Source organism: Pseudomonas imperatae (assembly GCF_057128625.1).
In genome coordinates this window covers 76931-98133 of sequence record NZ_JBSKHP010000021.1, presented here as the reverse complement: position 1 = coordinate 98133, position 21203 = coordinate 76931, and the positions used below count along the sequence as shown (strand labels likewise).

Here is a 21203-nt window from a genome sequence, read left to right as displayed (position 1 = left end):
GGGCACCGCACGGCATCAGGTTGTGGTTTGCTCGTGATCTTGCTCGTGATCTTGATCTTGATCTGGTTTTTGATCTTGATTGTATGCCCCGTAAAGCGCCCGGGCCGCCTGGGCGACGCCGGAAGGAGGGGACCCGTAGCGAAGCGTAGGGCCCAAGCAGGGGCAAGCGTTTTTTGCTTACTTTTTTTGGCGTCTGAAAAAAAGTGAGTCGGCGTAAGGCCGAAACGGTCGGTGGTATCCCCGCGAAAATGGATATGTCCGAAATCGCCGAAGCGGGCTACGCCGTGGACCGCTCGGTCAACGCCTCCAGTCGGCCCTGGCGCTTTATGGGGCACACAATCAAGATCAAGGGCCGCACGGGATCAAGATCAAGGGCGCGGGGTCTTCGCGGTCAGACCCCGCTCCCGCAGGGAGCGCCGTAGCGACAGCCAGGCCGCGTCAGTGGCGCACCGGAATCGCGTGATGGTGCGCCTTCACCGCCTCATCGGCCTTCGCCACTTCCCACGCGTCACGCGGTTCATCCAGGTCGCGGTTCAGGGTTTCCGGGGTCTTGAAGGTGGTGTACAGCGTAGTCGCGGTCAGCAGCGCCAGGTAGCAGGCAATCGGCACCCAGGCGCCGATGCCGGCGTTGCTGTCGCCTTCATGGGTGGCCATGACCACGGCGATGATGCCCGCGCCAATCATCGGCGCGATGCCGCCGGCGATCACCGCCGACACTTCCCGCGCAATCGACACGCCCATGTAGCGGTGGCGTGAGCCAAACAGCTCGGGCATCAGCGCTGCCTGGGTGCCGAACATGCCCCAGGTCCCAATGCCCAGGGCGATGGAGATGGCAACGATGCTGGCGACGATGTTGCCCAGGCTCAACACCCACCACACCGGGAACGCCAGCGCCAGTTGCAGCAGAGCGAAGGCGCGGTACACCACCACGCGGCCGAAGCGGTCGCTGAGCTTGCCGGCAATGGGCACGGTCAGCGCGCCCAGGCTGGCGGCGCAGATCAGCGTCAGCACGCCCACCGGGCCCTTGAGGCCGACCACGCCGACGATGTAGCTCACCGCCAGGGCCTGGTAGATGGACGAACCGCCGTTTTCCGCCAGGCGCAGGCCGATGCCCAGCAGCAGGGTCGGCTTGGAGTGGGTCATGGCGCTTTTCAGCGGGTTGGCGCATTCACGCTTCAGCGCCTTGAGGCGCACGAAGGTGGGCGACTCCTTGAGCTTGAGGCGCATGTACAGGCCCAGCGCGACGATGATCACGCTGATGAAGAACGGCACGCGCCACAGGTTGGTCTGGGTGATGTTGTCGTTGCCGCTGACCACCAGGAAGTACACCAGGGCGGCCATGATGGTGCCCAGCTGGATGCCCAGGAACGGCAGCGCGGCGTAGAAGCCGCGACGGCCCTTGGGCGCGTACTCGGTCATCATCACCGCCGCGCCAGCCTGCTCGGCACCGGCGCCCAGGCCTTGCAGCAGGCGCAGCACCACCAGCAGCACCGGCGCCAGGTAGCCCACCTGGTGAAAGGTGGGCAGGGCGCCGATCAGGGTGCTGGACACGCCCATCAGCAGCACCGTGGCCGAGAGCACGAACTTGCGCCCCACGCGGTCGCCGATCATGCCGAACAGCACGCCGCCCAGGGGGCGGATGGCAAAACCGAGGAAGTAGGTGCCGAAGCTGGCGATCAGGCTCATGGCGCGGGTCTGTTCGGGGAAGAACAGCGGCCCGAAGATCAGCGCCGACGCCAGGGTGTACAGGGCGAAGTCGTAGTACTCCAGGGCGCTGCCCAGGGAGCAGGCCCAGGCGGCGCGGTGCAGGTCTTTCTTCACCTGCGGGTCAACCGGTTCAGCGGTGTCGGACGGGGAGCGGGCGTGGGTCATGTTCGTTCCTCCAGGCGCCTTCATGGCGTCTTGTTATTGATAGGCAACCGGGATGGGTTACAGGTTCAACCGCTGGATTTCCTGGAGCATGGCCTGCTCCATCACATCGATGGGCGCGTCGTGGCCGGTGTACAGCTCGATCTGCCGGCAGGCCTGGTGCACCAGCATGCGCGTGCCCGCCACGGTGCCGCAACCCAGGGCGCGGGCCTGGCGCAGCAGCGCGGTCTGCACCGGCATGAAGGCCACGTCCATGACGATCAGGTGGCTTTGCAGGCGGCCGTCCAGCGGGTTGCTGTCGGGTTGCTTGAAACCCACCGAAGTGGCGTTGATGACGATGTCGAAGGCCTTGGCGTCGAAACGCTCCACCGCACCGCCCCAGCGCGCTTTCAGCGACTGGGCCAGCTCGCTGCCGCGCTCGGCGCTGCGGTTGAACACGGTGACCTGGGCGCCGGCCTTGACGCAGCCGTAGACCACCGCGCGGGCGGCGCCACCGGCACCGATCACGGCAATGCGCTTGTCGTTCAGGCGGGTGACTTCCTGCAGCGCGCGCACGGCGCCCAGGTAGTCGGTGTTGTAGCCGGTGAGCACGCCGTCGACGTTGTTGATGGTGTTGACCGCGCCAATCACCTGGGCCGACTCGTCGATGGCGTCCAGGTGCGGCATGACCGCCTGCTTGTAGGGCATGGACACGTTCATGCCGCGCACGCCCAGAGTGCGGATGGCGCCGACGGCGGCCACCGGGTCTTCGACGCCGAAGCACACGAAGGTGTAGTCCAGGCCCAGGGCGGCGTAGGCGGCGTTGTGGATCTTCGCCGAGAGCGAGAACGGCGAACCCATGATCGAGCCGCACAGGGTAGGGAGTGATTGAGGCATGGTGGCATCCTTGAAAAAAGTGGGTCAGACGACGCTGGTCAGGCCGCCGTCGACGAACAGGGTCTGGCCGTTGATGAAGTCGGCGGCGGGCGAGGCCAGGAACACGGCGGCGCCGCACAGCTCCTCGACCTTGCCCCAGCGCCCGGCAGGTGTGCGTTTCACCAGCCAGTCGTCGAACGCCGGGTCGTCGGCCAAAGCCTGGTTCAGTTCGGTACGGAAATAGCCGGGGGCCAGGGCGTTGATCTGCAGGCCATGGCCGGCCCAGTCGGCGCACATGCCGCGGGTGAGCATGCGCACCGCGCCCTTGCTGGCGGCGTAGGGGGCGATGGACGGGCGGGCCAGTTCGCTCTGCACCGAGGCGATGTTGATGATCTTGCCGCTCTGGCGCGCGATCATGTGCCGGGCCACGGCCTTCGATACGTTGAACACGCCGTCGAGGTTGGTGCTCATCAGCCGGTGCCAGTCCTGGCTGCTGAAGTCCTGCAGGGCCTGGCGGTGCTGGATGCCGGCGTTGTTGACGAGAATATCGATGGCGCCCAGGCGCTGTTCCAGGGCATCGATGGCCTGGGCGCTGGCGTCGTGGTCGGCGACGTCGAACACCGCGTATTCGGCGGCCAGGCCTTCGTCGCGCAGCAAGGCGCAGGCGGCCTGGGCGCGCTCGGCGTCGCGGCCGTTGAGCACCACCTGGGCGCCGGCCTGGGCCAACCCGCGGGCCAGGGCCAGGCCGATGCCGCGTACCGAGCCGGTAATCAGCGCGCGCCGGCCGTCCAGGCGAAAGCTTGCTGTCATGTGAGTCTCCCGGTATTGGATTTATGGAATAGGGATGGCACTACTTTCAACCGCTATCGCCGGGGCCTGCCAATCGTTTATGGTGATGCCGTGATCACCGTTCGTGATCACCAGCAATGGAGGCTGTGTGGAACTCAAACACTTGCGGGCCTTTGCGGCCCTGGCCGAGGAACTGCATTTCGGCCGCGCGGCCGAGCGCCTGCACATCGTGCAACCGGCCTTGAGCGCGCAGATTCGCGCGCTGGAAGAGGACGTCGGCGCGCAGCTGTTCGAGCGTGACCGCCATGGCGTGGAACTGACCGAGGAGGGCGCGTTGTTCCTGCCTGAGGCCCTGGCCACCCTGCGCCAGGCCGGGCGTGCGCGCGAGGTGCTGCAACAGGCGGCGGCCGGCGAGGTGGGCGTGGTGCGCCTGGCGTTCGTGTCGTCGGTGCTGTCGCAGTTGCTGCCCGAGCTGGTGCGGCAGATGGAGCAGCGCTACCCGCGCATCGAGCTGGAACTCAAGGACATGCCCTCGCTGCTGCAGGCCCGGGCGCTGCAGGACAACGCCCTGGATTTCGGCCTGGTGCGCCTGCCGCTGAGCGTGCCCGGGGTGCACACGCGCATGCTCTTCGAGGAGTCGCTGGTGGTGGCGCTGCCGGCGGGCGATCCGCTGTGCGCCCAGCGTCGCATCCAGCCCCAGGACCTGGCCGGGCGCCCGGCGCTGGTGCTGGCGCGCAAGTACGCGCCGGGGCTGCATGACCAGATGCTGGTGGGCTTTCATCGGCGCAAGGTGACGTTGACCATTGCCCGGGAGATGGGCGAGTTCACTACCTTGCTGGCGCTGGTGGCGGCGGGGCTGGGCGTGGGCATCGTGCCGGCGGGCGCGGCGTCGGCGCTGCCCGCCGGGGTGGTCACCCGGCCGCTGGCGCTGGCCATGAGCGGCGCCGGCATCGGCGTGGCCTGGACCGGCCTGGAAAGCCCGCGCAAACGGGCGCTGATGCAGGTGCTGGATGAGCTCTATCCCCTTGACCCGTAGCAGCGGCCGCATCCTGTGGGAGCTGGCTTGCCAGCGAGCTGTTGAGGCCATAAAAGCTCGCTGGCAAGCCAGCTCCCACAAGACAGTTGCTGCTACGGGTCTATGCGGTGCCGGGGGTGAAGGCCATGGCGACGCCATTCATGCAGTAGCGCAGCCCGGTCGGCGCCGGGCCGTCGTCGAACACATGGCCCAGGTGCCCGCCGCAGCGGTGGCAATGCACCTCGTTGCGCTCCATGCCCAGCGTGGTATCGCGGCTGACGTTGACCGCGCCCGGCAACGGCGCGGTAAAGCTCGGCCAGCCGGTGCCGCTGTCAAACTTGGCGCTGGAAGAAAACAGCGGCAGCTGGCACCCGGCGCAGGCAAAGCGGCCGCTGCGGTGCTCGTTGTTCAGCGGGCTGCTGTAGGGGCGCTCGGTGCCCGCGCGGCGCAGCACGTCGAACGCTTCGTCGCTGAGCAGCTGGTGCCACTGTTCATCGCTGTGCTGCACGGCGAAGGTCTCGCCCGGCGTGCTGTCCGCCGCCATGGCCAGGCGCATGCGGCCGCTCATCAGCGCGTAGGCGGCCAGCGAGGTCACTGCCGCGGCCTGGATCAAAAACCATCGTCTGGATTGCATGGTGGCGCTCCTGGTGGGCCGAATCATGGGGCCAGTGTCGGCCGCGGCCGTTCGCCAAGTCCTCACGCAGGGTTAAACGTTTTGTGACACCTTTCGCATTTCCCTCGCATTTCGTCAGGAAGCGCCGAGCGGTCGGCGAAATTCCGAGGTCACAGTCCTAGAATCTTGGGATCCAGGGATCAAGGAGGCCGTCATGGACATGTCAGCCACACAGCTTGCCAGCGTGGTGAGCCTGAAATCCGAGGCACCGACGGGCACGGGTTGTATCGACAAGGTGTTGCGGGCGTTGCGCACCCATCTGGGCATGGACGTGGCGTTCGTCTCGCAATTTCGCACCAGTGACCGGGTGTTCATCCACGTCGACACCGACGGCGATGGCCCGATCCGGCCGGGCGATGCGCTGCCGCTGGACGTGGGCTACTGCCTGAAAGTGGTGGAGGGCGAGTTGCCCGAGCTGATCGCCAACACTGGCGAACTGCCCGAGGCGCTGGCCATCCCGGAAACCCTGGCGCTGCCCATCGGTTCGCACATGAGCGTGCCTATTTACCTGAGCGACGGCCGGCTGTACGGCACCTTCTGCTGCTTTGGCTACAGCGCCGACAGCAGCCTGGGCCAGCGCGACCTGCTGGTGATGAAGGTGTTCGCCGAGCTGATCGCCGACCGCATCGAGGGCGACCTGACCCTGGTGCGCGACCGCGTGGCCAAGCACCGACGCATCTCCGCGGTGCTGGCCAGCCAGCAGCCGAGCATCGTCTACCAGCCGATCTTCGACTTCCAAGGCATGAGCATCTGCGGCTGGGAGTGCCTGTCGCGCTTCAACCTGGAGCCGGTGCGCAGCCCCGACCAATGGTTCAAGGAAGCCGCCGAGGCCGGCCTCGGCGTGGAGCTGGAGTGCCACGCCATCGCCGCCGCCCTCAAGGGCATGGACGCGCTGCCCTCGGGCACCTACCTGACCATCAACTGCTCGCCGCAACTGATGCTCAGCGGCCGCCTGACCGACCTGCTCAGCCCGTGCCCGGCCAGCCGCCTGGTGTTGGAAATCACCGAGCACGCCATCGTCAATGACTACACCGGCCTACTCAAGGCCCTCAAGCCCCTGCGCCAGAACGGCGTGCGCGTGGCCATCGACGACGCCGGCGCCGGCTACGCCAGCATGCGCCACATCCTGCAACTGCGCCCGGACATGATCAAACTGGACATGAGCCTGACCCAGGGCATCGACCACGACCCACAGAAACGCGCCATGGCCTCGGCGCTTATCGCCTTTGCCCGCGAGACCGGCAGCACCATCGTCGCCGAAGGGGTGGAAACCCAGTCGGAACTGGACGCGTTGCGCTTGCTGGGGGCGAACAAGGTGCAGGGGTATCTGCTAGGGCGGCCGTTGAGCCTGATCGATGCCTTGGCGCTGGTGGAGCGGGTGGCGGTGAACAGTTTGGATGATTCCATGGCATCGTCGGCCTGAGCCACCGCGGCGGCCCGGGACGCGGCCTGCGGCCGCTGCTACGCGGGATGTGGTGGAATGGCCGGCTTTGTGGGAAGCCTGACCCTTTCGTGTAGGAAGCGTCTATTATCGCCTCGTTGCCTTGTTTAGACCGGCTGCTCTCCATACCCTCCCTCCGTCGCTGAACTCATCAGCGATCGGGTTTGGTAGCCCGGCTCAGATCAAGGCGCGTCAGTACCGCTGCTTCATGGCGGCTGTGCGCGGGGCGCCCCTGTGCGCGCCGGGTTTCTTGATCCCCGGTCTACCAACCTGCAAACAGCCGCCACCCTATTCGTTTGGTAGCGACTCGGGACGGTTTCACCGATCAAGGAAAGCGTTTTAATGGACAAGCTCACGTTCGATCATCCCGCTACAGAATCCCTTCAAGATCCCCGCACCGCCAGTTGCACCTTCGGCCCCCTCGACGACAACGACGAACCGCTTTTTCAGGTGCGCGCAGGCGTGAAGGCTGAAACGGCGTTGGCGCAGTTGGCGTTGCTGCTCAAATGTGCTCATGAAAGCGCGTACGAGCTGACGGACAACGGTTGCGGGTGCCAAGGCCTGGTGTGGTCTGTGGTGCAGTCAGTGGAAAGCGCGCAGGCGCTGTTGGACGCCGTGTTGAAAGGCGCGGCACACACCCCGTAGCAGCGGCCGCAGGCCGCGTCCGAGGGCGCCGCGCAATGGCTGGTGCACCGCGGCGGCCGGGGACGCGGCCTGCGGCAGCGGCTACGCAGGGTGTGGTGAACTGGCCGGCTTTGTGAGTGCAGTCAGTGGAAAGCGCGCAGGCTCTGCTGGACGCCGTGTTGAGAGGCGCGGCACACAACCCGTAGCAGCAACTGTCTTGTGGGAGCTGGCTTGCCAGCGAGCTTTTATGGCCCTAACAGCTCGCTGGCAAGCCAGCTCCCACAGGATGTAGCAGCGGCGGGGTTATGCCATGAAGGCGGCTTCCAGGAGTTGGCGGGTGTAGGGGTGCTGCGGGGCTGAGAACACTTGCGCTGCGGGGCCTTGCTCCAGCACCTGGCCTGACTTGATCACCACCAACTGATGACTCAAGGCCTTGACCACCGCCAGGTCATGGCTGATGAACAGGTAGGTGAGGTTGTATTTCAGCTGCAGCGACCGCAACAGTTCCACCACCTGCCGCTGTACCGTACGGTCCAGCGCCGAGGTCGGTTCGTCCAGCAATATCAGCGCCGGCTTGAGCACCAGCGCGCGGGCGATGGCGATGCGTTGGCGTTGGCCGCCGGAGAATTCGTGGGGGTAGCGGTGGCGGGTGGCGGGGTCGAGGCCCACTTCCTGGAGCGCTTCGATGATGGCGTGTTCCTGCTCGGCAGGCGTGCCGATGCCGTGAATGCGCAAGCCCTCGCCGACGATCTGCGCCACGCTCATGCGCGGGCTGAGGCTGCCGAACGGGTCCTGGAACACCACCTGCATCTGCCGGCGCAGGGGGCGTACCTGTTCGCGGTTGAGGCGCTCCAGGGGCTGGCCGTGGAAGCGGATGGCGCCCTGGCTGGCGATCAGCCGCAGGATGGCCAGGCCGAGGGTGGATTTGCCCGAGCCGCTTTCGCCGACGATGCCCAACGTCTGCCCGCGCGGCAGGCTGAACTGGATGCCGTCCACGGCCTTGACGTAGTCGGTGGTGCGCTTGAACAGGCCTTTCTTGATCGGGAACCACACCTTCAGGTCGTCGACCTCCAGCATCGGCTCACCCGCCACGGTGGCCGCCGGCTCGCCGCGCGGTTCGGCGCCCAGCAACTCGCGGGTGTAAGGGTGCCGGGGGTGGTTGAACAGCTGCTCGCAGCCGCCCTGTTCAACGATGCAGCCCTGTTGCATCACGCACACCCGCTGGGCCACGCGCTTGACCAGGTTGAGGTCGTGGGTGATCAGCAGCAGGGCCATGCCCAGGCGCTGTTGCAGGGACTTGAGCAGTTCGAGGATTTTCAGCTGCACGGTGACGTCGAGGGCGGTGGTGGGCTCATCGGCGATCAGCAGTTGCGGCTCGTTGGCCAGGGCCATGGCGATCATCACGCGCTGCCGTTGGCCGCCGGACAGCTCATGGGGCAGCGCCTTGAGGCGCTGGCGCGGCTCGGGAATGCCGACCATCTCCAGCAGCTCCAGGGTACGCGCGGTGGCGGCCTTGCCGGTGAGGCCCTTGTGCAGGCCAAGCACTTCGTTGATCTGCTTCTCGATGCTGTGCAGCGGGTTCAGCGAGGTCATGGGCTCCTGGAAGATCATGGCAATGCGGTTGCCGCGAATCTGCCGCAGGCGCTTTTCGTCCATGTGCAGCAGGTCCTGGCCTTCGTACATCACCGTGCCGCTGGGGTGGCTGGCGATGGGGTAGGGCAGCAGGCGCAGGATGGAGTGCGCGGTGACGGATTTGCCCGAGCCGCTTTCGCCCACCAGCGCCAGGGTCTCGCCCCGGCGGATGTCGAAGCTCACGCCTTCCACCACCCGGGCCGAGCGTTCGTTGTTGTCGAATTGCACCGCCAGGTCGCGGATTTCGATCAGGTTGTCAGGGTGCATGTCATTTCCTTGGATCGAACGCGTCGCGGGCGGCTTCGCCGATGAACACCAGCAGGCTCAGCATCAGCGCCAGCACGGCGAAGGCGCTGATGCCCAGCCACGGTGCCTGCAGGTTGGACTTGCCCTGGGACACCAGTTCGCCCAGCGATGGCGAGCCGGCGGGCAGGCCGAAGCCCAGGAAGTCGAGGGCGGTGAGGGTGCCGATGGCGCCGGTGAGAATGAACGGCATGAAGGTCATGGTCGAGACCATGGCGTTGGGCAGGATGTGCTGGAACATGATGCTGGCGTCGCGCATGCCCAGGGCGCGGGCGGCGCGCACGTACTCCAGGTTGCGGCCGCGCAGGAACTCGGCGCGCACCACGTCCACCAGGCTCATCCACGAGAACAGCAGCATGATGCCCAGCAGCCACCAGAAGTTGGGTTGCACGAAGCTGGCCAGGATGATCAGCAGGTACAGCACCGGCAGCCCCGACCACACCTCCAGGAAACGCTGCCCGGCCAGGTCCACCCAGCCGCCGTAGAAGCCCTGCAGGGCCCCGGCGATCACGCCGACGATGGAGCTGAGGATGGTCAGGGTCAGGGCGAACAGCACCGAGATGCGGAAGCCGTAGATCACCCGCGCCAGCACGTCGCGGCCCTGGTCGTCGGTGCCCAGCCAGTTCTGCGCCGACGGCGGCGCTGGCGCTGGTACCTTGAGGTCGTAGTTGATGCTCTGGTAGCTGAACGGGATGGGCGCCCACAGCGTCCAGCTGTCCTTGGCCTTGAGCAGCTGCTGGATGTACGGGCTCTTGTAATTGGCCTCCAGCGGGAATTCACCGCCGAAGGTGGTTTCCGGGTAGCGCTGGAACGCCGGGAAGTACCAGCTGCCGTCGTAGTGCACCGCCAAGGGCTTGTCGTTGGCGATCAGCTCGGCGCCAAGGCTGGCCACGAACAGAATCATGAACAGCCACAGCGACCACCAGCCGCGCTTGTTGGCCTTGAACCGCTGCAGGCGACGGGCGTTGAGGGGGGAAAGGCTCATCTCAGTGCTCCCGGCGTTCGAAGTCGATGCGTGGGTCGACCAGGCTGTAGGTCAGGTCGCCGATCAGTTTCACCAGCAACCCCAGCAGTGTGAAGATGAACAGGGTGCCGAAGACCACCGGGTAGTCGCGGTTCACCGCGGCCTCGAAACTCATCAGGCCGAGGCCGTCGAGGGAGAAGATCACCTCCACCAGCAAGGAACCGGTGAAGAAGATGCCGATGAACGCCGAGGGGAAGCCGGCGATCACCAGCAGCATGGCATTGCGGAACACGTGGCCGTAAAGCACGCGGTTGTTGCTCAGGCCCTTGGCCTTGGCGGTGACCACGTACTGCTTGCCGATCTCGTCGAGGAAGCTGTTCTTGGTCAGGAAGGTCATGGTGGCGAAGTTGCCGATCACCAGGGCCGTCACCGGCAACGCCAGGTGCCAGAAGTAGTCCAGCACCTTGCCGCCCAGGCTCAGCTGGTCGAAGTTGTTGGAGGTCAGGCCGCGCAGCGGGAACCAGTCCAGGTAGCTGCCGCCGGCGAACACCACGATCAGCAGGATGGCGAACAGGAACGCCGGAATGGCGTAGCCGACGATGATCGCCGAGCTGGTCCACACGTCGAAGTGGCTGCCGTGGCGGGTGGCCTTGGCGATGCCCAGGGGGATGGACACCAGGTACATGATCAGCGTGCTCCACAGCCCCAATGAGATGGAGACCGGCATCTTCTCCAGGATCAGGTCGGTGACCTTGGCGTCGCGGAAGAAGCTGGAGCCGAAGTCGAAGTGGGCGTAGTTCTTGATCATGATCCACAGGCGCTCGCCCGCGGGCTTGTCGAAGCCGTACTGTTTTTCGATCTCCTTGATCAGCGCCGGGTCCAGGCCCTGGGCGCCACGGTAGCTGGAGCCGCCCATGGACACCTCCGAGCCGCCACCGCTGAAGCGGCTGGTGGCGCCCTCGAAGCCTTCAAGCTTGGCGATGGCCTGCTCCACCGGGCCGCCGGGGGCGGCCTGGATGATCAGGAAGTTGATGATGAGAATGCCGAACAGCGTCGGGATGATCAGCAGCAGGCGCTTGCAGATATAGGCCAGCATCTCAGCGCTCCTTGCCCGGCGAGTCGGTGTCGGTGGTGATGGGGATGGCCGGCTTGACGTCCGGCTTGGCCCACCAGGTCATGGTGCCGACGTCGTAGCGCGGCGACACGGCCGGGTGGCCCAGGTGGTTCCAGTAGGCCACGCGCCAGGTCTTGATGTGCCAGTTGGGCACCAGGTAGTAGTTGTTCAGCAGCACTCGGTCGAGGGCGTGTGAGTGAGCGACCAGGCTCTTGCGGGTGTCGGCGTTGATCAGGCTTTCGGTGAGCTGGTCCACGGCCGGGTCCTTGATGCCCATGATGTTGTAGCTGCCGCTGCGGTCGGCGCTGCTCGACTCCCAGTACTCGCGCTGTTCGTTGCCCGGCGAGTCGGACTGCGGGAAGCTTGAGACCATCATGTCGAAGTCGCGGTTGCGCCGGCGGGTGACGTACTGCGAGGCGTCGACGCGGCGCAGCACCAGTTCGATGCCGAGGTCGGCGAGGTTGCGCTTGTAGGGCAGCAGCACCCGCTCGAACTCGGGCTGGGCCAGCAGGAACTCGATGCTCACCGGCTTGCCGCTGGCGTCCACCATGCGGTCGTTGACCACGTGCCAGCCAGCCTCCAGCAGCAGCTTGTAGGCTTGGCGCTGCTGGTCGCGGATCATGCCGCTGCCGTCGGTGACCGGGTTCTTGAACGGCGTGGTGAACACCGCGTCGGGGACCTTGCCGCGCAACGGTTCGAGGATTTTCAGCTCTTCGGCGTCCGGCAGGCCGGAGGAGGCCAGGTCGGAGTTTTCGAAGTAGCTGTCGGTGCGCGTGTAGGCGCCGTTGAACAGCTGGCGGTTGCTCCATTCGAAGTCGAACAGCAGGCCCAGCGCCTGGCGCACGCGCACGTCCTGGAACAGCGGCCGGCGCAGGTTGAAGACAAAGCCCTGCATGCCCACCGGGTTGCCGTTGGGCAGCTCTTCGCGGATCAGGCGTTTCTCGCGCACCGCCGGCACGTCGTAGGCGGTGGCCCAGTTCTTCGCGGTCATCTCCAGCCAGTAGTCGAAGGCGCCGGCCTTCAGCGCTTCCAGGGCCACGTTGTTGTCGCGGTAGTAGTCGGTGGTCAGCACGTCGAAGTTGTACGAGCCGCGGTTGATGGGCAGGTCCTTGGCCCAGTAGTCCTTGACCCGCTCGTAGCGCACCGAGCGCCCGGCGTTCACCGCCGCCACCTTGTAGGGGCCGCTGCCCAGGGGGAATTCGAGGTTGGCGCGGCTGAAGTCGCGGGTGGCCCAGTAGTGCTTGGGCAGCACCGGCAGCTGGCCGAGGATCACCGGCAGCTCGCGGTTGTCGCGGGTCTTGAAGTCGAAGCGCACGTGCAGCGGGTCTTCGGCTTCCACCTTGGCGACGTCGGCGTAGTAATTCCTGTACAGCGGCGAGCCGTCCTTCATCAATAGGTTGAAGGTGAATACCACGTCGTCGGCGCGCATGGGCTGGCCGTCGTGGAAGCGCGCCTCGGGGCGCAGGGTGAAGCGCACCCAGCTGTTGTCGGGGGCCTTCTCGATGGTCTTGGCCACCAGGCCGTATTCAGTCAGCGGCTCGTCGAGGCTCTGGCGCGCCAGGGTGTCGTAGATCAGGCCGATGTCATCGGCGGGCACGCCCTTGCTGATGAACGGGTTGAAGCTGTCGAAGCCACCCGAGGCGGCGTTGCGGAAGGTGCCGCCCTTGGGCGCGTCGGGGTTCACGTAGTCGAAGTGCTGGAAGTCGGCCGGGTACTTGGGGGCCTCGTTGTACAGGGTCACGGCGTGCTGCGGGGCGGCGCAGGCCAGCCCGCTCAGCAGCAACCCGCAGGCGGCCGGCAACAGGGTGCGTAGGCGCGTCATGGGTGAGTCTCCACAGGCTTGAGCCACCACGTATTGAGGCCCAGGGTGTAGGGCGGCGTGGTGACGAAAGCGAAACGGTTGCGGTAGGCCAGACGATGGGCGTCCAGGTACCAATTGGGAATCATGTAGTGCTGGGCCAGCAGCACGCGGTCCAGGGCGCGCGCGGCGGCCACCTGGTCATCGCGGCTATGGGCGGCCAGCAGGTCGTCGAGCAGGTGGTCGACCACCGGGTTGGCGATGCCGGCGTAGTTCTTGCTGCCCTTGACCGTCGCCTGGCTGGAGTGGAAGTACTGCCACTGCTCGAGGCCGGGGCTGAGGGTCTGGTTGAGGGTCATCAGAATCATGTCGAAGTCGAATTGGTCCAGCCGCTGCTTATACTGGGCGCGGTCGACGGTGCGCAAGCGCGCATCGACGCCGATGCCGCGAAGGTTTTCGACATAAGGTTGCAGGATCCTTTCCAGCCCCGGGTTCACCAGCAGCAGTTCCAGGCGCAACGGCAGCCCCTGGGCGTTCAGCAGGCGCTGGCTGTCGAGCTTCCAGCCGGCGTCGGCCAACAGCCCAAGGGCGCGGCGCAGGGTCTCGCGCTCGATGCCGCGGCCCTGGGTGACGGGCACGCTGTACGGCTGGGTGAACAGCGTGGCGGGCAGTTGCTGGCGGTAGGGTGCCAGCAGCAGGAACTCCTTGCCGGCGGGCAGGCCGGTGGCGCTGAATTCGCTGTTGGGGTAGTAGCTGGTGGCGCGACGGTAGGCGCCGTTGAACAGGGCGCTGTTGGTCCATTCGAAGTCCAGCAGCAGGCCCAGGGCCTCGCGCACGCGCACATCGGCCAGGGCCGGGCGCCGGGTGTTGAAGAACAGGCCCTGGGTCTGGGTGGGGATCTGGTGCTGGATCTGCGCCTTTATCACGTCGCCGCGCAGCACGGCGGGGTAGTTGTAGCCGTTGGCCCAGTTCTTCGCCTGGTGTTCCAGGTAGATGTCGAACTCGCCGGCCTTGAAGGCTTCGAAGGCCACGTCGTTGTCGCGGTAGAACTCCACCTCCACGCGGTCGAAGTTGTACTTGCCGCGGTTCACCGGCAGGTCCTGGCCCCACCAGTCCTTGACGTGCTCGAACACCAGGCGCCGGCCCGGCACCACCTGGGTGATGCGGTAGGGGCCGCTGGTGACCGGTGGCTCAAAGGTGGTGGCTTGGAAGTCGCGGCCTTGCCAGTAGTGCTCGGGTAGCACCGGCAGCTCGCCCATGCGCAGAATCAGCAGCGGGTTGGCGCTGCGCTTGAACACGAAGCGGATGCGCTGGGGGCCCAGAATGTCCACGCGCTGCACTTCCTGCAGGCTGGTGCGGTACTGCGGGTGGCCTTCCTTGAGCAGGGTGCGGTAGGAAAAGGCCACGTCGCGGGCGGTGATCGGCACGCCGTCGTTGAAGCGCGCCTCGGGGCGCAGGTTGAACACCACCCAGCTGCGATCTTCGCTGTACTCCACGCTTTTGGCGATCAGGCCGTAGCTGGACGTGGGTTCGTCGCCGGACGGGTCGTACTGGCCGGTGCCGACCATCAGGGTTTCGTTCTGCTCGCTGACGCCGTACTGGATGAAGTTCGGCGTGCTCACCGGGCTGCTGCCCTTGAAGGTGTAGGGGTTGAGCGTGTCGAAGGTGCCGAACGCCATCACCCGCAGGGTGCCGCCCTTGGGCGCCTGGGGGTTGGCCCAGTCGAAATGGGTGAAGCTGGCCGGGTATTTGAGGGTGCCGAACTGGGCGTAGCCATGGCTCTGGAACACCGTCGCGCCAGCGTGACAGCTCAGGACCAGGCCTAGTGAGAGCAGGAGCGAACGCATCAAGTCAGAGATCCGATTTATTACCGGTACAGTAACAGTTTGTCTCTGGTTGAAGAAGAGTCCGCCGGGCTTACTCGGTGGCGGCCGGAGGTTGGGTAATGGCCTTGACCTTGGCTTCGATGTCCAGCCGCTCTTCCTGGCTGAGCACGCCGCGGTCCCACAGCTCCATGGCGGCGGACAGCACCCAGCCGTGGTAGAAGGCGCGGGACACGTCGCGAGTCTCGGCGGCCAGGGCTTCGAGGACGGCGTCGAGGTGGGCGAGTTTGCGGGCTTTGAGCGCTTCAGGGGTTTCGGTGGTCATGAAGATGCCTTGCGTAAAAAGTTTCGCGTAGGAGCCGACCTTGGTCGCGATGGTAGCGCCGCGGTGTGTCAGGCACGGCCTCATCGCGCGCAAGCGCGGCTCCTACGGGGGTGTCGGGATATCAGCGGTCGCGGTAGACGACCAGGGTCTGGCCTGGCTTCAGCGCGCGTGCGGTGTTGGGGTTCCAGCGCTTGAGGTGGTTGACCTCGACGTTGAAGCGCTGGGCCACCACGTACAGCGAGTCGCCCTTGCGAATCTTGTAGCGGGTGGCGACCTGGCCGCTCTTGCCGCCTTTGCTGGTGCGTGCGCTGGCAAAGGCGGTGGTCTTGCCACGGGCCTTGGTGGCAGGGCGGCTGTTGTCCTGCATCACCAGGGTCTGGCCGACCTTCAGGTGCATGCCCGACAGCTTGTTCCAGTGCTGCAGGTCTTTCACGTCAACCTTGTTGGCCCGGGCGATCAGGCCCAGGTTGTCACCGCGCTTGACCTTGTAGGTGCGGCGGCGCGCCGGCATGTCCACGCGTGCCACGTCTTCGACGAGCTTGCGCTTGGGCGCCAGGGTCAGCAGTTCCTCGGGGCCCATCTTGGCCAGGCTCTCGGTCAGCAGGTGGGCCTTGGCGGTCGGTACCAGCAGGTGCTGGGGGCCGTCCACGGTGACGCGCTGCTTGAGGGCCGGGTTGAGCTGGAACAGCTCGTCCTCGTCGATGTTGGCCAGCGCCGCGACGCGGCCCAGATCCATCTGCTGGTTGACCTCCACCACCTCGAAATACGGCTGGTTGGCGATGGGGTTGAGGTTCACGCCGTAGGCCTCGGGGGACATCACCAGCTCCGACAGTGCCAACAGCTTGGGCACGTAGTCGCGGGTTTCCTGGGGCAGGGGCAGGTTCCAGTAGTCGGTGGGCAGGCCCAGCTTCTCGTTGCGCTCGATGGCACGGCTGACCGTGCCTTCGCCGGCGTTGTAGGCGGCCAGGGCCAGAAGCCAGTCGCCGTTGAACATGTCGTGCAGGCGGCTGAGGTAGTCCAGCGCGGCGGCGGTGGACGCGGTCACGTCGCGGCGGCCGTCGTAGAAACGGGTCTGGCGCAGGTTGAAGTAACGGCCGGTGGAGGGGATGAACTGCCACAGCCCGCTGGCATCGCTGCGCGAATAGGCCATGGGGTTGTAGGCGCTTTCGATCACTGGCAGCAGGGCCAGCTCCAGCGGCATGTTGCGTTCTTCCAGGCGCTCGACGATGTAGTGCATGTACAGGCTGCCGCGGCCGCTGGCGTTTTCCAGGAAGGACGGGTTGCTGACGAACCACAGGCGTTGTTGCTCGACCCGCGGGTTCACCGCCACGCCATCCTGCAGCTGGAAGCCCTGGCGCATGCGTTCCCAGACGTCCTGGGGCGCTTGCTGGTGGGCCTGTTGGGCATCCGGGAAGATGGGTTTCTGCTTGATGCGTGCGTTCAGGCTGTGCAGCCTGACGCTCTCGGCATCCGGAACCTGGCCCGTGCTTTGGCAGCCCGCCAGAATCACCGGCAGGGTCAGCGCGATGGCCTGTGCCAACCGCGTCAATGCGTCTGAATTGAAGGGCTTTCGAGTGTTGGACGACATTGGCTGGGAAGGTGATCCGGGCAAAAATGTCGGGCGATTCTAGAAACTGCCCACCCCCGGGTCAACCTTTCAGAATTTTTGGACGCAAGCGCGAGGGCTTTAGAACTTATCTTTCCATGCCCTAAGCGCAGCAAAAACGGCCACGGGAGAAGGGTTTACGACGCCTGTCCGTTCGTCTGCTTTTTTTCTGACACCTGCTTCATTGACACGCAAAAACGGGTTGGTCTGCAATTCCAGGGCCATGCTTGATGGCAAGGTGATGCGATTTTGCTCGCGCAGGGCGGTAACGTCAGCGAAACGTTGGGCAAGCTGCGGGTTTTGCGGTTCCACCGCGCAGGCGAAGCGCAGGTTGCTCAAGGTGTATTCGTGGGTGCAGTAAACCGCAGTGGCGGCGGGCAGGGCGGCCAGGCGCTGGAGCGAATCATGCATCTGCGCCGGCGTGCCCTCGAACAGGCGGCCGCAACCGCCGGCGAACAGGGTGTCGCCGCAGAACAGCAGCGGCGTCTCTGCCTGGGCGTGGTAATAGGCGATGTGGCCCAGGGTGTGGCCAGGTACGGCCATCACGTCGAAGCCCAGGCCCAGCACCTCGATGCGGGCGCCGTCGTCCAGGGCCACGTCGCGGGCCGGAATGGTTTCATTCGCGGGGCCGTACACCGTGGCGCCGGTGGCCTGCTTGAGCTCGGCCACGCCGCCCACGTGGTCGTGGTGGTGGTGGGTGACCAGGATGTCGCTCAACTGCCAGCCCGGGTGGGCGGCCAGCCAGGCCAGCACCGGCGCGGCGTCGCCCGGGTCGACCACGGCGCAGCGTTTGCTTGCAGCGTCTTGTAACAACCACAGGTAGTTATCGGTGAAGGCTGGCAGTGCGTCGATCTGTATCATGGCGCGATTCGCTAAGCGTTGAATAATGGTGCATCTTAGAACCTGTTGGGGCTATTGGTGAACCTCTTCGATGGGAGAAGGCAATGACCGATAAAGCGTTTGCGCAGGCCGACCCGGAGTGGCTGGAGTTGATCGGCCAGGCCAGGGACTGGTTCGAGGGCCCGTTGGGCCAGTTCCTGCTTACTGAAGAGCAGGCGTTGCTGGAAGAAGAGCTGGGCCGTTTCTTCGGCGGCTACCTGGTGCATTACGGCCCCAGCGCCCAGCTGCCACCCCAGGCCCCGCAGGTGCAGCGCAACGTACGCCTGGGGGCGCCGCTGCCGGGGGTGGAGATTGTCTGCGAGGAGCAGGCCTGGCCGCTGAGCGAGCACGCCGCCGATGTGGTGGTGCTGCAGCACGGCCTGGATTTCAGCCTGTCGCCACACGGCCTGCTGCGCGAGGCGGCCAGCGCCGTGCGCCCCGGCGGCCACCTGATCATCGTCGGCATCAACCCCTGGAGTGCCTGGGGCCTGCGCCGTGCCTTCGCCCATGATGCCCTGCGCAAGGCGCGCTGTTTTTCCGCCTCGCGGGTGGGCGACTGGCTCAACCTGTTGGGCTTTGCGCTGGAGAAACGCCGGTTCGGGTGCTATCGTCCGCCGCTTGCGTCCCCCGCCTGGCAGGCACGCCTGGCCGGCTGGGAGCGCCGCGCCGGCCACTGGCAAAGTGCCGGTGGCGGCTTCTATATATTGGTCGCGCGCAAACTGGTGGTGGGCCTGCGCCCGCTGCGCCAGGTGCGTCGCGAACCCATGGGCAAGTTGATTCCGTTGCCGATGGCCAAGGTCAATCGACGCAACAGCGAACCCTGACATCGACGGATAGGTAGTAATGAGCGATAGCGTTGAAATCTTCACCGACGGCGCCTGCAAGGGCAACCCGGGCGTCGGTGGCTGGGGCGCCCTGCTGGTATGCAAGGGCGTGGAAAAGGAACTGTGGGGCGGCGAGGCGGCCACCACCAACAACCGCATGGAGCTGATGGCGGCCATCCGCGGCCTGGAAGAACTCAAGCGCCCCTGCGAGGTGCTGCTGGTGACCGACTCCGAGTATGTGATGAAGGGCATCAACGAGTGGATGGTCAACTGGAAGAAGCGCGGCTGGAAGACCGCCGCCAAGCAGCCGGTGAAGAACGCCGACCTGTGGCAGATGCTGGATGAGCAGGTGGGGCGCCACACCGTGACCTGGAAATGGGTACGCGGCCATACGGGCCACCATGGCAACGAGCGTGCCGACCAGCTGGCGAACCGTGGGGTGGATGAGGTTCGCGCGCTCAAGCGCTGACGTGTAGCAGTTGTGGGAGCTGGCTTGCCAGCGAGTTTTCAGGGCGTCAAAAGCTCGCTGGCAAGCCAGCTCCCACAGAATGTGGCTGCGGCTACATCAATTGCGGGCCTTCAGCGCCCGCTCCATCCGTGCAATCCCTTCCTCCAGCAGCGCCCGCGGGCAACCGAAGTTCAAGCGCACGAACTGCCCACCCACCGCGTCATCGAAATCGGTGCCTGGGCTCAGCCCCACCTTGGCTTCCTTGAGGAAGAAGGCGTGCGGGTCGTTCAGCCCCAGCGCCGTGCAGTCCAGCCACGCCAGGTAGGTGCCTTGGGGCAGCGTCATGGTCACGCCCGGCAGCCGGGTGGCCACGGCGTTGGCCAGGTAGTCGCGGTTGGCCTGCAGGTAGGCGGTCACCTCGGCCAGCCATTCGCCGCCGTGGGTGAAGGCCGCCTCGGTGGCCACCAGGCCCAGGGTGCTGACGCTGTCAACCATGCCCAGCCGCGCGTTGTTGAAGCGGTGGCGCAGCGAAGGGTTCTTGATCACTGCGAAAGCGTTCTTCATGCCGGCAATGTTGAACGCCTTGGTGGCCGACATCAGGGTGATGGTGCGCTGGGCGATGTCATCGTTCAGGCTGGCGATGGGAATGTGCTTGCGCCCGTCGAACAGGATCTGCGCGTGGATCTCGTCGCTGATCAGCAGGGTGTCGTGGGCCACGCAGGCGTCGGCGATGGCCTGCAGTTCAGCGCGTTCGAACACCTTGCCCAGCGGGTTGTGCGGGTTGCTGAGGATCATCGCCCCGGCCTGGCCCAGGGCCTGGTCCAGCGCCTTCAGGTCAGTGGGGTACAGGCCGTTGGCGTCCACGTGGAGCGGCAGGTCGATGCGCGGCTGGTTCCAGTGCCCGGCGGCGTTCAGCAGCGGCCGGTAGTTGGGCGTCTGCACCACCACCCCAGCGCCGGGCGCCAGCAGGCCATTGAGCGCCATGTTCACGCCGCCTTCCACGCCGGGCAGGAACACCAGCTCCTCGGGCGCCACCTGCCAGTCGAACAGCTCGCGCAGGGCCTTGACCAAGGTGCCGCGCAGGCTGTCCTGGGCCACGCTGTAGCCCAGCATCGGGTGCATCAGGCGCTCCTGCAGGGCCTGGACAATGCCCGGCGCCACGGCGAAGTCCATGTCGGCCACCCACATGGGCAGCACGTCGGCGGGGAAGCGGCTCCACTTGGTGCTGCCGGTGTTGTGGCGGTCGTGGACGGTGTCCAGGTTGAATGTGTTGGCCACGCGGGTCTCCATGGGTTGGGCGGGCGAGGGCGATAATATGCGGTATTTTTGGCGGTGCTGCACTTGTGGAGAAGGCTACCGGCCTCGGACGCCGCCTGGCGGCAGCTGCTGCCGGGAGGGGTTATGGTGTTGGAAGGTTTTACCGTTGGCGTCCAGCGGGCGAAAGTAACCTTTGATATGCGACGGGTCCCGTACGCAGATCTGCACATGGGATTTTTCGTTAAACCCACTGCCGGGGTACAGCGAACTGCCCTCCTGGAAAGGGGATCTCACGGTGTGGTAGCTGGAAAGTGCCTCGTTTTCACGCCATGCGTGAAGCGTCTCGAATACCGCGCAATCCAGGTGGCGCTTGATCGCGTCGATATCACTTGAATAGCCTGCCACGTTGCGGGGCAGCATCATTGGGTCTTCGACCGAGGCCGCCAATATCTCGTAGGCGCCCCGAAGTTCAAACAATGCGCCTTCGTCACTGAGGTTAAGGCACAGGCCTGGGTCGATGATTGCGCCAATCACGAAGGGGTCCTTGATGGTGCCCTTGGTTTGTTTGGTCAACTGCCTCAGCATTTGCGCGTAGCTCAACGCACGGTGCGGGCTGTTTTCCCAAAAGTAGACACCGGCACCGAGCCAGTCCCAATCATTTTCGCTGGAGCGAAGATGATCGCCTGCCAGCACCGCTTCGCCGACCGCCCGGTCGCAGCCGTGGAAACCGAGTACGAAGGAAGGCAGTAACTGATACATCTAGCGATATTCGGGCGTCAGTTCGCCGGCCTTGTCGAAAACCTCGGTTTTTTCGCGGAAGGCCTTGGCTTCGATGCGGTCGGTGCGCAGGCGCAGGGCGAAAGCTCGCATTCGCTCTCCCGCTTCAAAGTGGGAGAGTGCCGGTTGGCCGGCTTTGGTGGCGGTTTCAGGCATTGAAAGTGTCCTAGGGGCGAAGTCGGGCCAT

General features: G+C 65.6%; 20 protein-coding genes. 5 read left to right on the top strand and 15 right to left on the bottom strand.

Annotated features, from left to right (window positions below; all coding sequences use genetic code 11):
- Positions 1-438 precede the first annotated feature (438 nt).
- Genes ACWKWX_RS23625 through ACWKWX_RS23615 form a run of 3 tightly spaced genes read right to left on the bottom strand, consistent with a single transcriptional unit; the run spans position 439 to position 3534 of the window.
- Positions 439-1872 (bottom strand): MFS transporter, encoded by a 1434-nt coding sequence (locus ACWKWX_RS23625; RefSeq protein ID WP_416425327.1) that lies wholly within the window; start codon positions 1870-1872, stop codon positions 439-441.
- Positions 1873-1929: 57 nt separating this feature from the next.
- Entirely contained in the window at positions 1930-2745 is an 816-nt protein-coding gene (aroE, locus tag ACWKWX_RS23620; protein ID WP_473003221.1) for a shikimate dehydrogenase, read from the bottom strand.
- A gap of 24 nt (positions 2746-2769) precedes the next feature.
- Entirely contained in the window at positions 2770-3534 is a 765-nt protein-coding gene (locus ACWKWX_RS23615; protein ID WP_473003219.1) for a glucose 1-dehydrogenase, read from the bottom strand.
- A 127-nt stretch (positions 3535-3661) separates the two neighbouring features.
- Between ACWKWX_RS23615 and ACWKWX_RS23610 the strand changes: the two genes are divergently transcribed.
- Positions 3662-4549, top strand: a complete 888-nt coding sequence (locus ACWKWX_RS23610) for a LysR substrate-binding domain-containing protein (protein WP_483829066.1) — start codon at positions 3662-3664, stop codon at positions 4547-4549.
- Positions 4550-4649: 100 nt separating this feature from the next.
- Here the strand turns inward: ACWKWX_RS23610 and msrB are convergent, their stop codons facing one another.
- The gene (gene msrB / locus ACWKWX_RS23605; protein WP_473003217.1) at positions 4650-5162 is read right to left on the bottom strand and encodes a peptide-methionine (R)-S-oxide reductase MsrB; all 513 of its coding nucleotides are present in this window, start codon (positions 5160-5162) and stop codon (positions 4650-4652) included.
- 193 nt (positions 5163-5355) lie between these two features.
- On the opposite strand from msrB, the gene ACWKWX_RS23600 reads away from it, so the two are divergent.
- Complete coding sequence (locus ACWKWX_RS23600) at positions 5356-6624, top strand: sensor domain-containing phosphodiesterase (protein WP_483829065.1); 1269 nt, start codon at positions 5356-5358, stop codon at positions 6622-6624.
- A gap of 360 nt (positions 6625-6984) precedes the next feature.
- The gene (locus ACWKWX_RS23595; RefSeq protein ID WP_483829064.1) at positions 6985-7287 is read left to right on the top strand and encodes a DUF3077 domain-containing protein; all 303 of its coding nucleotides are present in this window, start codon (positions 6985-6987) and stop codon (positions 7285-7287) included.
- Positions 7288-7569: 282 nt separating this feature from the next.
- Here ACWKWX_RS23595 and ACWKWX_RS23590 read toward each other — a convergent pair whose 3' ends face one another.
- The 8 genes from ACWKWX_RS23590 to gloB all read right to left on the bottom strand — a co-directional run bounded on the left by ACWKWX_RS23590 (position 7570) and on the right by gloB (position 17692).
- Complete coding sequence (locus ACWKWX_RS23590; protein WP_483829063.1) at positions 7570-9165, bottom strand: ABC transporter ATP-binding protein; 1596 nt, start codon at positions 9163-9165, stop codon at positions 7570-7572.
- A gap of 1 nt (position 9166) precedes the next feature.
- Complete coding sequence (locus tag ACWKWX_RS23585) at positions 9167-10186, bottom strand: ABC transporter permease (RefSeq protein WP_416425319.1); 1020 nt, start codon at positions 10184-10186, stop codon at positions 9167-9169.
- A gap of 1 nt (position 10187) precedes the next feature.
- Positions 10188-11261: a microcin C ABC transporter permease YejB gene (locus ACWKWX_RS23580; protein ID WP_416425318.1), complete on the bottom strand. Its 1074-nt coding sequence runs from the start codon at positions 11259-11261 to the stop codon at positions 10188-10190.
- A gap of 1 nt (position 11262) precedes the next feature.
- Positions 11263-13101 carry an extracellular solute-binding protein gene (locus ACWKWX_RS23575; RefSeq protein ID WP_483829062.1) on the bottom strand — a complete coding sequence of 613 codons (1839 nt, stop codon included), beginning with the start codon at positions 13099-13101 and terminating at the stop codon, positions 11263-11265.
- On the bottom strand, positions 13098-14924 hold the full coding sequence (locus tag ACWKWX_RS23570) for an extracellular solute-binding protein (protein ID WP_483829082.1): 1827 nt from the start codon (positions 14922-14924) through the stop codon (positions 13098-13100). Before ACWKWX_RS23570 ends, ACWKWX_RS23575 begins: the two co-directional genes overlap by 4 nt.
- A 70-nt stretch (positions 14925-14994) precedes the next feature.
- Entirely contained in the window at positions 14995-15225 is a 231-nt protein-coding gene (locus tag ACWKWX_RS23565) for a hypothetical protein (RefSeq protein ID WP_475504178.1), read from the bottom strand.
- Positions 15226-15346: 121 nt separating this feature from the next.
- A complete protein-coding gene (locus ACWKWX_RS23560) occupies positions 15347-16813 on the bottom strand; it encodes a transglycosylase SLT domain-containing protein (protein ID WP_483829061.1) in 1467 nt (488 codons plus the stop codon).
- Between the two features lie 99 nt (positions 16814-16912).
- Complete coding sequence (gene gloB / locus ACWKWX_RS23555) at positions 16913-17692, bottom strand: hydroxyacylglutathione hydrolase (protein ID WP_476300899.1); 780 nt, start codon at positions 17690-17692, stop codon at positions 16913-16915.
- Positions 17693-17775: 83 nt separating this feature from the next.
- On the opposite strand from gloB, the gene ACWKWX_RS23550 reads away from it, so the two are divergent.
- A complete protein-coding gene (locus tag ACWKWX_RS23550; RefSeq protein ID WP_416425313.1) occupies positions 17776-18534 on the top strand; it encodes a class I SAM-dependent methyltransferase in 759 nt (252 codons plus the stop codon).
- Between the two features lie 19 nt (positions 18535-18553).
- Positions 18554-19003 carry a ribonuclease HI gene (rnhA, locus tag ACWKWX_RS23545; RefSeq protein ID WP_416425312.1) on the top strand — a complete coding sequence of 150 codons (450 nt, stop codon included), beginning with the start codon at positions 18554-18556 and terminating at the stop codon, positions 19001-19003.
- Positions 19004-19099: 96 nt separating this feature from the next.
- On the opposite strand, the gene ACWKWX_RS23540 is transcribed toward rnhA, so the two are convergent.
- From ACWKWX_RS23540 to ACWKWX_RS23530, 3 genes are all read right to left on the bottom strand, one after another.
- Positions 19100-20272, bottom strand: coding sequence for a MalY/PatB family protein (locus ACWKWX_RS23540; RefSeq protein ID WP_483829060.1), 1173 nt, complete (start codon positions 20270-20272; stop codon positions 19100-19102).
- Positions 20273-20335: 63 nt separating this feature from the next.
- Positions 20336-20998 carry a hypothetical protein gene (locus ACWKWX_RS23535; RefSeq protein WP_483829059.1) on the bottom strand — a complete coding sequence of 221 codons (663 nt, stop codon included), beginning with the start codon at positions 20996-20998 and terminating at the stop codon, positions 20336-20338.
- Entirely contained in the window at positions 20999-21172 is a 174-nt protein-coding gene (locus tag ACWKWX_RS23530) for a hypothetical protein (protein WP_483829058.1), read from the bottom strand.
- Positions 21173-21203: the final 31 nt, after the last annotated feature.

What these genes read in the sequence shown, in the direction of transcription:
- ACWKWX_RS23625 (WP_416425327.1), bottom strand. Translation starts at nt 1,872, where the DNA reads ATGACCCACGCCCGCTCCCCGTCCGACACCGCTGAACCGGTTGACCCG.
- aroE (WP_473003221.1), bottom strand. Translation starts at nt 2,745, where the DNA reads ATGCCTCAATCACTCCCTACCCTGTGCGGCTCGATCATGGGTTCGCCG.
- ACWKWX_RS23615 (WP_473003219.1), bottom strand. Translation starts at nt 3,534, where the DNA reads ATGACAGCAAGCTTTCGCCTGGACGGCCGGCGCGCGCTGATTACCGGC.
- msrB (WP_473003217.1), bottom strand. Translation starts at nt 5,162, where the DNA reads ATGCAATCCAGACGATGGTTTTTGATCCAGGCCGCGGCAGTGACCTCG.
- ACWKWX_RS23600 (WP_483829065.1), top strand. Translation starts at nt 5,356, where the DNA reads ATGGACATGTCAGCCACACAGCTTGCCAGCGTGGTGAGCCTGAAATCC.
- ACWKWX_RS23595 (WP_483829064.1), top strand. Translation starts at nt 6,985, where the DNA reads ATGGACAAGCTCACGTTCGATCATCCCGCTACAGAATCCCTTCAAGAT.
- ACWKWX_RS23590 (WP_483829063.1), bottom strand. Translation starts at nt 9,165, where the DNA reads ATGCACCCTGACAACCTGATCGAAATCCGCGACCTGGCGGTGCAATTC.
- ACWKWX_RS23585 (WP_416425319.1), bottom strand. Translation starts at nt 10,186, where the DNA reads ATGAGCCTTTCCCCCCTCAACGCCCGTCGCCTGCAGCGGTTCAAGGCC.
- ACWKWX_RS23580 (WP_416425318.1), bottom strand. Translation starts at nt 11,261, where the DNA reads ATGCTGGCCTATATCTGCAAGCGCCTGCTGCTGATCATCCCGACGCTG.
- ACWKWX_RS23575 (WP_483829062.1), bottom strand. Translation starts at nt 13,101, where the DNA reads ATGACGCGCCTACGCACCCTGTTGCCGGCCGCCTGCGGGTTGCTGCTG.
- ACWKWX_RS23570 (WP_483829082.1), bottom strand. Translation starts at nt 14,924, where the DNA reads ATGCGTTCGCTCCTGCTCTCACTAGGCCTGGTCCTGAGCTGTCACGCT.
- ACWKWX_RS23565 (WP_475504178.1), bottom strand. Translation starts at nt 15,225, where the DNA reads ATGACCACCGAAACCCCTGAAGCGCTCAAAGCCCGCAAACTCGCCCAC.
- ACWKWX_RS23560 (WP_483829061.1), bottom strand. Translation starts at nt 16,813, where the DNA reads ATGTCGTCCAACACTCGAAAGCCCTTCAATTCAGACGCATTGACGCGG.
- gloB (WP_476300899.1), bottom strand. Translation starts at nt 17,692, where the DNA reads ATGATACAGATCGACGCACTGCCAGCCTTCACCGATAACTACCTGTGG.
- ACWKWX_RS23550 (WP_416425313.1), top strand. Translation starts at nt 17,776, where the DNA reads ATGACCGATAAAGCGTTTGCGCAGGCCGACCCGGAGTGGCTGGAGTTG.
- rnhA (WP_416425312.1), top strand. Translation starts at nt 18,554, where the DNA reads ATGAGCGATAGCGTTGAAATCTTCACCGACGGCGCCTGCAAGGGCAAC.
- ACWKWX_RS23540 (WP_483829060.1), bottom strand. Translation starts at nt 20,272, where the DNA reads ATGGAGACCCGCGTGGCCAACACATTCAACCTGGACACCGTCCACGAC.
- ACWKWX_RS23535 (WP_483829059.1), bottom strand. Translation starts at nt 20,998, where the DNA reads ATGTATCAGTTACTGCCTTCCTTCGTACTCGGTTTCCACGGCTGCGAC.
- ACWKWX_RS23530 (WP_483829058.1), bottom strand. Translation starts at nt 21,172, where the DNA reads ATGCCTGAAACCGCCACCAAAGCCGGCCAACCGGCACTCTCCCACTTT.